Source organism: Sutcliffiella horikoshii (genome assembly GCF_019931755.1).
Taxonomy (GTDB): Bacteria; Bacillota; Bacilli; order Bacillales; family Bacillaceae_I; genus Sutcliffiella_A; species Sutcliffiella_A horikoshii_E.
The window spans coordinates 129,242-143,379 of record NZ_CP082921.1; the positions used below are offsets into that span (position 1 = coordinate 129,242).

The window sequence follows — 14,138 nt, forward strand, 5'->3', positions numbered from 1 at the left end:
CCCCCAGAATTTATTAAAGTCGCTATGGCTTTGATTTTTCTGAGGGACTTTTTGTGTTAGGAGGAATTTTTCTGGAGAAGCTACACATCAAATTTTCTATGTTACTTTCTTTTTCTATAATTGTGACTGCCTCTATTGGACTTGTATTTCAAAATTTAATCCTAGTTAATGTAGGTTATGATAAGGGAACTCTAACTCTCATAATAGGCATTAGTATTTTAAGTGTAAGTTCCATTATATTAATCAATAATTTTATTATAAAGGGAATATCATGGCGGATTGCGGAATTGGTCAACCATATTAATAATATTAAGAAAGGAGATTTCGGGACAACAACTCCCATTAAACAAAATGATGAAATAGGAGACCTGCATAAGAGTATCAATGAGTTGTCTATATCGTTATTAGAATTAAAGGAAAAGGAAAAGGAATTAAACTTTCACCGTTCTTATGACCCCGTTACAGGAATGCCAAATAGGTCGCACCTTTATGAAAAGTTAATGCATTTAAAAGCAGAAAATAAGGCAAATTTTATTATCATGTTAGATATACATGGCTTTAAAATTCTAAACGATATATACGGAGAGAAGGCAGGGGACGAAATACTAACTATAGTTGGTAGAAAAATAGAGAAGATCTCTGCTCCTCATTTTGTAGCTAGGGTAAGTAGTGATGAATTTTCTGTTGTAACTAAAAACATAAAGAAAGAACAGGAAATACACACACTTGTCCGTAAGATAAAGGATTCACTTGCCAAACCTATCTATGTAAAAGGAGAAGAAATGAGAATAGATATGGCTGTAGGTGTTAGTAAATGCTTGGAAGAAGATTTTGAAGGGAGTCTTACTCAGGCTACTCTTGCTATGATTGAAGCTAAAAAGAAGGGGAGAGGGCAAGTGGAGTTTTATCGCCATTCCATGACAGAAGCACAATCCGAACAAATGAAAGTAGAAAAACGGCTTTTCCATGCAGTTAATAACCAAGAGATTTACCTTGAGTATCAACCTAAAGTGTCATTAATTAGCGGACAGGTAATAGGAGTGGAAGCATTAGCAAGATGGAATGATCCATTCCTCGGAAAAGTCCCACCCAACCGGTTTATTCCTATTGCTGAGGAGACTGGTATGATTACTGCCCTCTCTAAACATTTGCTGTTAGAAGCATGTTTTCAAGCAAAGTCTTGGAATGAAAAAGGTAAATTCATTCCGATTTCTGTTAACTTATCTCCTGTCCTCTTTAACTTGTATCCGAGAATGGATATGTTCATCGAAGAGGTGTTAACGGAAACGCAATTGAACCCTGGGTTATTAGAAATTGAGATTACGGAAGGGGTATTATTAACAAGGAACAGCGTGGATATCCTGCAAAAGATATGTAATTTAGGAGTGACAATATCTGTGGACGATTTCGGGACCGGGTACTCATCGCTAGGTTACTTAAAAGATTTCCCTATCCATACTTTAAAGATAGATAAATCTTTTGTTCAAATGATAAAGGAGGACCGGTCAGACCGAGAATTAGCAGAGTCCATATTATTCCTTGGCAAAAGCTTAGGGCTCCAGGTGGTAGCAGAGGGGGTAGAAACTAAGGAACAGCTCCAATTTCTTATAGATAGTGGTTGCGATGCTGTCCAAGGTTATTATGTAAGTAGACCATTAGTTATTGGAGATTTCCTGAAATTTCTTGAAGCGGATTATAGAGTATCTGTATAAGATGTACGGAAAATTATTCTTTGCTAAAACGACTCAACAGGGGTCAAAACTTGACCCCTGTTGAGTCGTTTTTAGTTCCAAGAATGAAAGGAAGGAATCCTTAACATATTATTTTTTGTGAGGTTTCTATATTTAACTCTACATGGTACCGGTTCTATATAAATATATTTATGATCTTCGTTTCTAACCCTTTTGACAGAGTGCAGCACTTGTTTCTCTTTAGGAGGAACAAACTCCATAATGCCTGCAGGTCGTCCATCTTTAAATGCTAGTAACCAGCCAAATTTATCTTTCCTCAAACCAACGATATCAACAAGATCATACTGATAATTAATTACCTTAATCCAGTGCTTTGACCTTTTATGCTCGTAAGGAGAGTTTTTATCTTTAAGCACAATCCCTTCTAAGCCTTGTTCTTGTGTGAGCTTGAAATACTCTATTCCGTGGCCATACAGCCACTTACTTACTACAATATACTCGTGCTCAATAGCAAGTAAATTTAATAGCTCCTTACGCTCCCACAATGGCTTCTGAGCAACCTTTTCATAATTTAGGTAGATTATATCGAAAATGCAAAACTGATAAAAATGAGTGCTTTTTGAAGACCTGAAAACCTCCATAGTTGCTTCAAAGTCTGGTGCTCCATTTTTTCCTGGTACAATAAATTCTCCATCAAGAATAGTACCATCTGGAATATCTATATTTGTTAGGTTCTTGAATAAAGAAGTAACCTCGTTGCCGTGCCTAGTATATAACTTAACTTTATGTTCAAACTTGGATAATAATAGCCTAAATCCATCTAGCTTTAGCTCGGTGATGAAATTAGCGTCGGTGAATGGTTCATTGCTCTTATCGAGTAGCATAGGCTGAATAAACATTATTTCTCACACTCCTAGTGATAATTGTATCAATAATTACCTTGTATTTAATTAGGAGGTCGTTTCCAACTGCTATTTACAAACAAGAACACTTGTTCTATTATAAAGGGTATAAATTGAAGTTGAGAGGGATATTATGAGTAATATTCTACCTAGTGAAGACATTAATATAGCGGATCAGTACATTATTTTAAATCTTCTTATTGATACGTTAGAGAGAGAATTAAAGTCAATTGAGGCTTCTACTATCCGATTACAAAAACCTTATCTAGAGTTAACTGAGAACATCTTAAGTCAGGGGAGAAAGGAACTGATTGCAACTAAGCAGCTTATGCGGAAAAAAGGAATAAGAGTATTTGATAAGACTATACGAAATGAAGATTTTTGGGATTATAAATATTTGATTCGAGGATATGAAGGGAATTTTAATTATTTGAAATATGCTCTTAAAATGAAGATGGAAAAAAGGCTATTGGAGTACTTTTATCCGGCTATGAGTAAATAGTTTCTATTTTACAAACAAGCGTTCTTTTAAGGGCAAAAGTGGTATAATAAAGTAGACAGTTTAATACGGGTGGAGCGGCTAAATCCCTGTGGAGAACGGGGGTGAAGCCATGAGCGAACTACAAATCTTTCTAATGTCTGGAGTATTCCTTCTAGCTTTTTTAAACTTTGTGGTCGTACTAATAAAAATGAACCAAAAAAAATAATCCACCCGTCAAACGCTGGCAAGTGAAGGCCGGGTGGATTCGTTTCGTTCGCCCACAGTAGCTGAGCCACTGCAGAATTATTCTGTCACGAGTCAAAGTGTTGGTAGCACTTTGGCTCCTTTTTTATTATATGCTTCTAATGTAAATTATATCACAATCCATATAACTGTAAACTTATTTCATAAGGTAACATAGTAGAAGTCTAATTTCTTTTTAAAAACATAGTAAGAAAAGGAGTGTTTCTCAAGAGAAACACTCCTTTTTAGATAATTTTTTAATCAGTCTCTAATCTTTAGATATAACCTTTTTCTTTAAGGCTTACAAATCTACCGGACCCACCAATAACCAGGTGATCTAAGATTTCTATACCAACTAACTTCCCCGCTTCAACAAGCCTCTTTGTTACGTCAACGTCTTCTCTTGAAGGGCTAGGGTCGTTGCTAGGATGGTTATGAGCCGCGATAAAACTAGCTGCATTAACTCTTACTCCTTCACGTAGGACATCCCTTGGGTGGACTATACTGGCGTTTAATGTACCCTTAAAGATATTCTTTCTAGAAATAACTTGATTCTTTGAATTTAGATAGATAATATCAAAAAATTCTTGATTACGATACTCCATATCTGAAAAATATTGTGCTGCATCTTCTGGAGAACGAACTGTGAATCGTTCTTCTTTTTGGTATTTTCTAATATAGTTAGCAAGGCCAAATGCTGCTAAAATTCTACTAGCTCCTATTTCTCCAATAGATTGATACTCCAGTAAATCGGCTTTTGATAATAAACCCAATCCGTTAACTCCTAAGCTTGCTAATTGTCCTGTTACAGAAGGATCAGCCTTTGGTCCAATTAGTATAGCTAACATATTCTGCAAACTTGTACAATCTTCTCCGTAAAAGGCCATTTCTTCTTTTGCTACAGTAAAATGATTTTTCATAATACACACTCTCCTAAAGGTTTTTTGTTTTTGAACACAAAAAAGCGCTCTTTAGAGACGATTCTTAGACAAAGAGAAAACTCTTTGATTAGAGATCGTTCCAAAGAACGCTTATGGTTTAGGGTTCAGCTGCTAATCATAAATGATTGCAAAAATAAAGAAAAAGGAAAACCGCTATGACTCAATTATAATATATTTTCATTAGTAACGACCACTTTATTTTTAGAATATTTCTTTTTTATCAGATTAAGCTTCATTGAGGATCTGTTTTATTTTTAGAGATATATTATTGGCCAGCTCTTTATTCCAATTTTTCTGATCATTTTTAGCATGATGAAGATGTTCTTCTATACTCACCGTGCTAAATGTAACAGGGAGGAAGAAGCAAGTATTATACATTGGGATGCTTATAAGCCATTTATATCCTTGTTGTGGTGATATTTCAGTAAGATTAATGAAGACTGATACAAGTGAAGACCCCTGGTTTGTTTCTAACTTGTATTCTATAGAGAAAACATTGTTGTTCTTTAAATTGTGTAATGTAGCATCTCTTACGTAATCTACTGGTAAATTACTCATTTCCCATACCACCTTTATTGTATTTTATATGCGTTTTCCACTAGACTTAAAGCTAAGAAGGTTCACCGTGAGAACTGAAATTAAGACGAAGACGTAAAAATATAATAGGTCAAAATTAGGTAGAGTAACATGTTTCTCAATCCATGCAGCTGTTTTCTCCGCGTTAAATGAAATATAAGTCACTGATACTAAGAAGACTGTATTAAATAAGAATCTTCCAGGACTTAGTTTTGGGATAATCATGTAAAACAATCCATTTAGGGTTAATGAAATACCTCCAACGATTAGCACAAGAATTTTTAGCGTTTCAATTGTCAAAATTTTAATCCTCCTAGATATTTTTTTCCATCTTCCAAAACTTCAGCGATGTTTTTAATTTTGAAACTAGAAATTAGCACTCTCTAATACTTAAGCCTTTTTCGTCTTCTATCCATAGCTTCAGATGCGAGTTCTGCCTTTTCTTGACTAGAATGAACGTAAAGAAGGGCGGTGCTTTCTGAAGTATGTCCGAGCTGTTCCATTACATAGGATATATCCTTAGTTTCATCCATTAACTTTGTTGCATATGTGTGCCGGAGCTTATGAGGAGACATCCGTTTACTTCCCTTATTAAAGGCTTTGGTGTATTTTGTTACAAGGTCTTGTATAGCCCTAACAGAGAGAGGGGAAGGCTCCCTATTATACCGAGAGAGAAAAAGATATTCATGATCTGCAGCACTTCCTCCGTATCTTTCATTTCTAACTGATAAGTAACTAACTATGTCTTCCATAACAGAAAGGGAGGCCTTAACAATATCTTTTTTATTGCCTTTCCTTAAAACTGAGATAGTACTTTTCTCAAAATTCAAGTCGCGTATTCTTATCTCTGCTAGTTCATTTACTCTAATTCCAGTTCCTAAAAAAATTGAAAGGATTGCAAAGTCTCTCTCTATATCGCGCATAAAGTAGCTAAGTTGACGAGAAGAGAGAGTATATTGATATTCTTTTTTTATAAAATACAAGAAATCAATATCGGTATCCTCATGAAAAATTACATCTGCAAGCTTTGTACTTCTAGCGCTTAAAGACTCTTTTGGCTTTATTACAGGTACTTTCTGCATAACATTTCGGTAAAATAACGGTTCACCTTTTTCATTTTCATATTCTATCGTTAGGTACTTGAACAGCGATCTTAAGGCCGATTTTTTTCGGTTGATACTTGTTTTTTCACGTTTCTTTTTTTCATCTTTAGCAATCTCTAAATTTTCATTAGAAAGTTCTCTGAAATACCTATTAACAGCTTCAACAGGGAGGCTTTCCAGTACTGATTCAGGAAACTGACTAACTGGAGCGGTGGTAAACCCATTATCAACTAACCATTCTAGAAAATGCTTATAATCATTTAGGTAGACGAGAAGGGTGGAAGGAGAACGCTCATAATTCTCCATATGATAAACGTAATCAACGATATAATTCGGCAACTCTTTTAATAAAAGGTTGTATTTTTTCTCATGAGATAAATGTTGTCTTGAAGAAGCCAAATTATCACTCCTTTGTAGATTTTTGTCGAATTTCGTGTATAATTCAATTTTTACGTAGAATTGTAGATTTGTAGTTTCAGAAACTAGCTTAAGCTGTACTCATACAACATGATTTATACTTTTTTCCTGAACCACAAGGACATTTGTCGTTTCTTTTTATGTTTTTTTCTATAATAAAGTCATCTTTGTTCAAATTGATATTGCTAAAAGGCAAGTATTTTGCAAAATACTCTGAAGGTTTTCCGAATAAGAACTCTTTTACGTTTTTTATGAATAGAGATTTAGGTGAGTATTCCTCTAGTGAAGAAACATATACATTTTGTTTACCTTCCTCAAATTCTTTGGTTTGAAGCCAAGTCATTGCAATTATGCTCCTTATATTCGGAGGGAAATCACTCCAGTGAGTATCCATCTTCACTTTCATAATGTCACTTACAAATTTATCACCTAATTCGCCTTGAGGTATTGAAAAGTTACCACTTTCAATAAGCTTTTTAAGGTGATCCCTAGCCTCTTTCCATTCTGAGTTATTAAAGAGAACCATATTAATCTCGGGAATAGTTTCATTGACTATTTGAATTCCTTCTCTCATATTAATATTTTCAGAAGGGGACTTTTCAAATTCCATAGACAATATTAATAAATAAATAATAACTTCAATAGGTATTGATTTTCCTATTATTAAATCATTAATCTCTAATATAGTGATTAAGCCTTTCTTATCTATATTTATTATTACAGCGTACAATTCTCTAGGTTTTTTATCTTCATGTTTATCTGCATCTCCTGACAAACCTGAGTAATTTCCTGGCTTTCCTTTACCAAGATCTAATCCGGCATGCATAGCGTTTGTAAGAGCTTTTACTAAAGGGTGTGGTTGGTATGAAGAATTCCTTTTAATTTTCCTAAGTGAATAATTAAGATAGGCTTGTAAACTATATTTAAACTCTGTCCAGGCTAAGACTTTTTTGTTATTTTCGTTCAAATTACCTCACTCCTTTAGCATTAATTAAAAGACCCATAATACTTACCTTTTCATTCACAATCTCTTTTTTCATATTTCTAGTGGTTTTAAAGTAATCAACAGCCCCAAATACTGAACTAGTTAGTCCAATTATACCCGCAGGATTTACCCCAAATGTTACTAAACTAACACCAAGGCCACCCAAAACAAAAGATGTATCAATTGCATATTTTTTCTTTAAAGCTGATTCCAAGCCACTAATTCTATTTTCATGTTCTCTTACTGCTGTCTCAATATTTTTTATAACCTGACTAGAAGTTTCTACTGAATCAGTACCAGAAACGGTTTCATAAATGGAAGATCTTAATATACTTCTGATTTGATTTATTTGTGTTTCATTTCTTGCAGCTTTCAATAAATTCAAATCAATTTCACCAATCCATTTTAACTCTTCAAAATGCAGTGTATTGATTATAGTGCCATCTATTTTAGGGCGGTGGGTCCAGTTGTATAAATCCCATAGTTCTTGCTTATCAAAAACTAATTGCGAATCATAGAATCCGGCTTGGGCTAATTCTTTAGCTATGAGTGAGAACTGACCTAATGTATTAAAGAAGAAAGCATTTCCTATAGACACATCGCCTAATTTTGAATTTGTTAGAGAACTATGAACATCAGTAAAGTATTTTTTGGGATCTCTAAGAAAGAGGAGGTTCATTCTATCAACCTTACTTAATAGATCGTCTACGGTGGTGATCTTTCTAAGATAAAATAATGCTTCCTCAGTATCTCGGTGGTTCGTTGCAAACAATTCATTTATATAGTTAAGGCCTTCGGTATCTATATGGTGTTGAACTTTAAGATTGACATCTTCACTCAATAGAGGAGGTATAACTATCAACATCGGAATGTTTCCATCTCCAAAAAAAAGGGCCTTCATATCGTACATGTTAAATATATGTTTTATTGTATTATGTAAAAACTGTTCTTCTTTTTGTATATCCTTAGTTTTTATTAAGAAATATAAGGGGTCTTCAATTAGTATAGAATCAGTGTACAATGCATTCCTTTTAATAAAATTTGTACCTTCTAGAGGGCTTAGATTACCACAAAAATTGGCACTGAAGCTATTAAGATTTCTTATGGCATTGTTTAAATCTGCTCCATTTTTATTCCAAAATTCCTCAATATCTGTTGTCAAATCAGAAAGTGAAACATAAATTAATTTCGAAGCCCTTGTTAAGGTTAATATCAATTCTGTATGTGAATATTTATCAATGCCGGTTTTGTAAATTCCAGAAAAATATCCATCAAGTAAATCAAAATAACTACGATTAATCCGTTCTACAACCTTTATACTGAAATGTCTAATCTTAAACACCGCCTATAAGAAAATAAGAGTATATTTAGAAAATATTGTAATAACCACAATTATAGCAGACCATTAACCTTATAGTCTATTACTATTCGTAAAATTTATATTATACACGAAGTTTAACGAAGAATAGATACAACCCTCTCACTTTGACGAGTGTATGACTGACGAGCGACACAAAAGTCCTTATTATTTAGGAGTTTTGTGTCACTAGTTTATTCAATTAAAGCGCCCGTTTCTTGAATAAACAATAACTTATATTAGCCGTATAATGGATAGTCGAAAGGAGTGCCTAATGGTTATGGGAATTAATTGGACAATTGTTTTTCCATTATAGAAGCTTTTGGTGCTGCTTCAACAGCACCAGCAATATCGAACTTATTAACGAAGAAAAAAGCCTTGAACGACTGTCTTTACTAATTATATTCCCCGTTAATATTTAGTGTCATTTAGCATTTACTTTCAGAAGGTTATGACAGTAATAAAAGAGGATTTAACTATAATCTGGATTATAGAGATACTAATAAAATGTTCAAAAAGATAACTGAAAATATTGAGGAAAACTAATGTATTGCAATCTCTGATGTAATCTTAAAAATCAACAGTTCACCTTAAATTACACACTTTCTAAATACTTTAGATAGCTATAAAAATCTTAACGATAAGGCTTCGCAACAATGGATTTTCTAAAGTTGCGCTTGCTAGGAAATTAAAGAGTTCAAGAAATAGAGTTATAGAGTATGGGAGAATTACACCAGAATGAATTTCACCTACTTGCACTCTCTTTACGAAACCAAAGTAAAAAGCTCGGTAGCTTTCATGGGCAGATTCATAATGTTCAAAATTACATACAGCTCCTAAAACATTACGAGGATCAATAGCTAAATATGCCACCGTACTTAATAGTTATGCTTATTTCGGCTATCTTGTGTTGATACTACCCCTACTGTAATTTACGTATTATTATTCTGTGTAATATAGATAATACCACTTATTTAAATACTTAATTTGTTAACCTAAAAGTTCCGATACTTCCCGCTATATAATTTTTAAATTCATTTTTATAATATAAATCTAATGCTTTAGTATTCTTTTCATAAACATACAATTCTAGTGTTTTGTATCTATTTTCATGTAAAGAATTAGAACTGTGTTCTAGTACTTTTCTCCCTAACCCTATCCTTTGATATTCTGGATGTACCATTAAGTGTAATAAAAACGGCCTACCATCTCTTAATGTTATTATTGAAGCTGCAATAATTTTATCTTTTTTTTGATCAAGTATAACAAATGATGAATCTTGTAATAAGTGACCTTGCTTATTAGAAAAAATACTGTCAATTTGCTTTGTTACTTTTTTCATATCAAAGCTTTTATTTTTTTCTAGGTCATAGGAATCTTTCATCAGGATTGACAGCTTTTCCTTTAAAGAATTATTTAGTTTTAAAAACTCTTCGCTTTTTCTTATCTTTTTACAATTTAACGCTTTACATAAATAAAAACTATTATAAAAATACTTTACTTTTTTGTATTTTTTTAACAACTCCACATTCTCTACGCTCAATAAGTATATTGCCGAAAAATCCGTACTATTATTTACTGCATATTTGTAGATGCTATCTATTGCTAGTTCATTGTGTTCACGTGAAATTATATTTATATCTTCAATCCATAGTTCCGTTCTATCTCTAACTACAGTGGAAAAAAAGCCTATTAATTTGTTATCTAATAATTGTATATAGAATTTTTTATTTCCAGTATAGTGCTTTAAGTATTCCTGACCTAAAAAGCATGATAATGTCGATGTATCTTTTAAATGGTTTATCGTTATCATTACTGTATCACCCATTTTAAAAATTTGAATTTATAACTTTTTTGTTTGTTATTTCTAAACTTGAAAAAGGTTTATGTAATAAAACAACAATTGTTGAAATCGTTCCTAATATTGAAAATAATATTAGGGTATTCTGGATCCCTATATAGGTTGTTATTATTCCACCTAAAACAAAACTAATTAAAGAAATAACTGAAGTAATGGCCATGGTTACAGATCTGATTCTACCCATATTATTAATTTCAACATTACGCTGAATTAAGGTTGTAAAAGGTATATTAAAAACTGTTACTGCTATACCTATGAATAATAAGCAAATTAATGAGACGACTAGACCACTACTTAATCCAAAGACAAGCATTACAATTCCTTGAAAAAGACATGATAGTATATAAATAAGGCTTAATCGATTAATATTAAATTTTGCTAAAAATAAACTTGATAGTAGTCCTCCAATTAGCAGGGCATTTTCTAACATTGTAAATGTTAATGAATCACCATTAAGTATATTAATAGCATAAGGAGCTAATATAAATGTTATAGGTGCAATAGAAATATTAGCTGATATTGCCATTGCAATTAGACCCAAAAGCCATTTATTTTCTTTTATATATACTAAACCCTCTTTCCATTCTACAATATATTTTTTAACCACCCTGTTTTCGGTCTGTTGATTTCCCTTTAACTTAACGGCCTTAAATAACAACACTCCAATTAAATAACAAATCGCTTGCAGAAAGAATAAACCTTTTAAACTTATAAAACTAATTAGAAATCCCCCTATAACCATACCCAAAAACATACTAAAGTTATTCATAAAGTTTAATAACGAATTCGCTTGAGTTAGGTTTTTATCCTCTACAATTTGAGGGATAATTTTTGTTGAAGATACATTAGATAAACTTTCGGGTAGAATTTGTAGTACTATTACTAAAAAAACAAATATGGTAGGTAATTCAAAAAAGCTAAATAGCAACCCTACAAAAAGTAATAAAATGAACCTGAATACCATTGTATTAATAATTATTTTATCTGAACGATACCTATCAGCAAACGGACCTAAAAAAGTAAAACTAATAAATCTGGTTAAAAAAAATGTGAAAGTTAAGAGAGAAACAACAAACTCTGAATATGACAAAGATATCACCCAATAAATTCCTATATATGAAATCGAAGAACCTATTATTGATATAAATCGAGTTATTGCAAACATAAAAAAGTTTAAGTTGTACAAATCTTCAACTCCCTCCACTCCTGGAAAGTAAATATGCTACCAAAGCAGTATAGACCCCAACCTCCCCCGTTGAATAGCTAAGGATAGATTCATTAGCCTCATTAAAAAATGAAAAATATCCATTTGGGTTTTTGGTTTTCCTAAGAAGTATATTTTGTAATAAAAGTTGCTTTTCTTTTGTTAAATTTTTTTCAAGAATCTCTTCAATTTTTAATATCACTTCTAATGCAGAACTAACACCATGACAGTGTATTAAAGGCGAGTTTATTTCTTGTGACAATGTATATGAAATTTTCAATAAAATATTTTTCAGCTCTTGAGAAGGACATATTTTATAAAAGTTAATTAAAAATAAAGAGATACCACATGTACCATGACACCAATAATAAACCTTCTCCTTACCATCAATAGTCTTTGGCCAATATATGTGAGTATCATTTTCAATTCTCGTATTCATTAGAGTCATATAGATTATTTCAATAGTCTCTATTATAGATTTATCTTTCGATATTAAATAAATATCTATTAAAAAACTTCCTATTCCTGCTATTCCATGAGCAAAACCTAAATATTGATTTTTATCAATACATTCCCACGATATACTTTGGTCACTTAGATTAGCTTTTTCTATTATTAAATGTGCAATGTAGATACTTTTCTCCATATAAATAATTTCACCCGTCTTGCGATATAGAGAATTATTAACACTCCCAATTCCCGCCAAGCCGTCTGTATAATCACAATTGTAAATTCCCTCTAAGTTAATACTATTCATTATTTCTTTTGCATTCTCAATATAGGTCGGATTTTCCTCAATTTCAGATACTTTTAAGAATACCGATGCTATACCACTGGTACCATAGTATAAGCCTGGTTGAAAAAGATCTCCCCAATGGCTATATTCTTGATATAACCAAGTACATACTTTTAATATATTCTCCTTATGTATATCATTTTTTTTATATTTATAAGCATCTATCAATAAATATATTACTCCCGCTACGCCTTCAGCAAAAGTTAGTTGTGGAATTTCAACATTAGCCAATTCAGGCCAACACCATAAGCTTCTATTAACATCCAACTTCTCGTGTAGTTTTAAGACATATCCATCTATCAATTCATCTATTTCGTAAAACAATTCACTATTATTTAAACCACCTATAAGCTGTAAATGTTTATCATTATTAAAATTTAACCCATTAGATTCAAGTAAAACATTTAATTTCTGAAGTTCGATATTGTTTTTTAAGTAAGAACTAATAATTTTATCGACATTTTCTCTAATAATTAAGTCAAGATCTATCGAAGTGATCAATTTAAATGCAAAACTTTTTACAGCTTTATTTTGCAATAAAAATGCCTTATGAGCATCATATTTCAAATCGTAAAATGAAATATCAAAATAAGTAATTTGATAATGTTTATTTATCCAAATGCTATTGTCTTTTAATTTTTCAATATAAAACCCATTTTCATTAATTACTTTTAATATACCAATAAATTGTTGTATTAAAGAGATTACTTCAATACTTGAAAAGTTCTTTCCATTTTTTTTTCTTACTCTTTCTAAATTAACTAATGGAAATTCATCTCCTCCACTTCGAATGGTATAAAAAGCTAGATTGGTACATTTTCTATCTACCGAAGGAAACAATTCACTTTCTATTAATTTATATTTTTCCAATAAATGTTTTGTTAAATGTAGTTTTTTATAAAGTATTTGCTCATGTATAAAACTCCTTTCACCATTTGGGTGCTTGTTAATAAACACTTTTTTATCTGGTTGCTGGTATACAATCGTTGCACCAGTTAATAATAAATCTGTTTTTTTGTAGGTTCCTTCATATGGACTAGGAATCCAATCGGGAATAATACCATTAATATTATAGTCATCTAATATCAAATTATTATTTGAATTTACTATTGCCGGTTGGGGTGATCCTAACAATCCTTGAATATAGATATTATTAATAGAACCATATCGAAAATATATACTAGAGCTTTCCTTAAATGAATATGCATTTCTTATTAAGACACCACTAAGATCTTTAGTTTTTTCTTTGAGTAATTCACAAGATTCCATAAAATTATCAACTCTATTAATTTTAAGTGTGATAATTACTCCAAAGTTTTTATTGGTTATAGATTCACTGTATATTTTTTCTGGATTAGTATTTACTAAAAAATCATTACCCAGATCAATTAAATCATTCCACACCTCTTTAATTAATTCCTCAGCAGCCTCTCTCTTACTAGTTAAGTATATTTTCCAACCTTCATTGTTTTTCAAACTAGTTTTATTATTCTCAATTAGTAAGTAATCAGCAGTTGAGACTAATTTTAATTGTTTAATATTTTTTGAAAGGCTAAAAATTAATTGTTTCATCAATATCTC

11 protein-coding genes are annotated in these 14,138 nt (G+C 31.7%); 2 read left to right on the top strand and 9 right to left on the bottom strand.

The genetic code is table 11. The features are described from left to right. The first annotated feature begins 287 nt into the window (after nt 1-287). Nucleotides 288-1,712 carry a bifunctional diguanylate cyclase/phosphodiesterase gene (locus tag K7887_RS22775; RefSeq protein WP_223493932.1) on the top strand — a complete coding sequence of 475 codons (1,425 nt, stop codon included), beginning with the start codon at nt 288-290 and terminating at the stop codon, nt 1,710-1,712. Between the two features lie 71 nt (nt 1,713-1,783). On the opposite strand, the gene K7887_RS22780 is transcribed toward K7887_RS22775, so the two are convergent. Next, complete coding sequence (locus K7887_RS22780; RefSeq protein ID WP_223493933.1) at nt 1,784-2,590, bottom strand: ATP-dependent DNA ligase; 807 nt, start codon at nt 2,588-2,590, stop codon at nt 1,784-1,786. 136 nt (nt 2,591-2,726) lie between these two features. On the opposite strand from K7887_RS22780, the gene K7887_RS22785 reads away from it, so the two are divergent. Continuing rightward, on the top strand, nt 2,727-3,095 hold the full coding sequence (locus K7887_RS22785; protein ID WP_223493934.1) for a YhjD family protein: 369 nt from the start codon (nt 2,727-2,729) through the stop codon (nt 3,093-3,095). Nucleotides 3,096-3,592: 497 nt separating this feature from the next. On the opposite strand, the gene radC is transcribed toward K7887_RS22785, so the two are convergent. The 8 genes from radC to K7887_RS22825 all read right to left on the bottom strand — a co-directional run bounded on the left by radC (nt 3,593) and on the right by K7887_RS22825 (nt 14,129). Continuing rightward, nucleotides 3,593-4,237: a RadC family protein gene (gene radC / locus K7887_RS22790; protein WP_223493935.1), complete on the bottom strand. Its 645-nt coding sequence runs from the start codon at nt 4,235-4,237 to the stop codon at nt 3,593-3,595. Between the two features lie 246 nt (nt 4,238-4,483). Continuing rightward, nucleotides 4,484-4,816, bottom strand: a complete 333-nt coding sequence (locus tag K7887_RS22795; RefSeq protein ID WP_223493936.1) for a hypothetical protein — start codon at nt 4,814-4,816, stop codon at nt 4,484-4,486. Between the two features lie 401 nt (nt 4,817-5,217). Then, nucleotides 5,218-6,336, bottom strand: a complete 1,119-nt coding sequence (gene xerS / locus K7887_RS22800) for a tyrosine recombinase XerS (RefSeq protein WP_223493937.1) — start codon at nt 6,334-6,336, stop codon at nt 5,218-5,220. A gap of 88 nt (nt 6,337-6,424) precedes the next feature. Further along, on the bottom strand, nt 6,425-7,321 hold the full coding sequence (locus tag K7887_RS22805; protein WP_223493938.1) for an SEC-C domain-containing protein: 897 nt from the start codon (nt 7,319-7,321) through the stop codon (nt 6,425-6,427). A gap of 1 nt (nt 7,322) precedes the next feature. Beyond that, the gene (locus K7887_RS22810; protein ID WP_223493939.1) at nt 7,323-8,681 is read right to left on the bottom strand and encodes a hypothetical protein; all 1,359 of its coding nucleotides are present in this window, start codon (nt 8,679-8,681) and stop codon (nt 7,323-7,325) included. A gap of 997 nt (nt 8,682-9,678) precedes the next feature. Next, nucleotides 9,679-10,509 carry a GNAT family N-acetyltransferase gene (locus K7887_RS22815; RefSeq protein WP_223493940.1) on the bottom strand — a complete coding sequence of 277 codons (831 nt, stop codon included), beginning with the start codon at nt 10,507-10,509 and terminating at the stop codon, nt 9,679-9,681. A gap of 16 nt (nt 10,510-10,525) precedes the next feature. After that, entirely contained in the window at nt 10,526-11,743 is a 1,218-nt protein-coding gene (locus K7887_RS22820) for an MFS transporter (RefSeq protein ID WP_223493941.1), read from the bottom strand. Nucleotides 11,744-11,747: 4 nt separating this feature from the next. Then, nucleotides 11,748-14,129 carry a lanthionine synthetase LanC family protein gene (locus K7887_RS22825; protein WP_223493942.1) on the bottom strand — a complete coding sequence of 794 codons (2,382 nt, stop codon included), beginning with the start codon at nt 14,127-14,129 and terminating at the stop codon, nt 11,748-11,750. Between the last annotated feature and the right edge of the window lie 9 nt (nt 14,130-14,138).

What these genes read in the sequence shown, in the direction of transcription:
- K7887_RS22825 (WP_223493942.1), bottom strand. Translation starts at nt 14,129, where the DNA reads ATGAAACAATTAATTTTTAGCCTTTCAAAAAATATTAAACAATTAAAA.
- K7887_RS22815 (WP_223493940.1), bottom strand. Translation starts at nt 10,509, where the DNA reads ATGATAACGATAAACCATTTAAAAGATACATCGACATTATCATGCTTT.
- K7887_RS22785 (WP_223493934.1), top strand. Translation starts at nt 2,727, where the DNA reads ATGAGTAATATTCTACCTAGTGAAGACATTAATATAGCGGATCAGTAC.
- K7887_RS22780 (WP_223493933.1), bottom strand. Translation starts at nt 2,590, where the DNA reads ATGTTTATTCAGCCTATGCTACTCGATAAGAGCAATGAACCATTCACC.
- radC (WP_223493935.1), bottom strand. Translation starts at nt 4,237, where the DNA reads ATGAAAAATCATTTTACTGTAGCAAAAGAAGAAATGGCCTTTTACGGA.
- K7887_RS22795 (WP_223493936.1), bottom strand. Translation starts at nt 4,816, where the DNA reads ATGAGTAATTTACCAGTAGATTACGTAAGAGATGCTACATTACACAAT.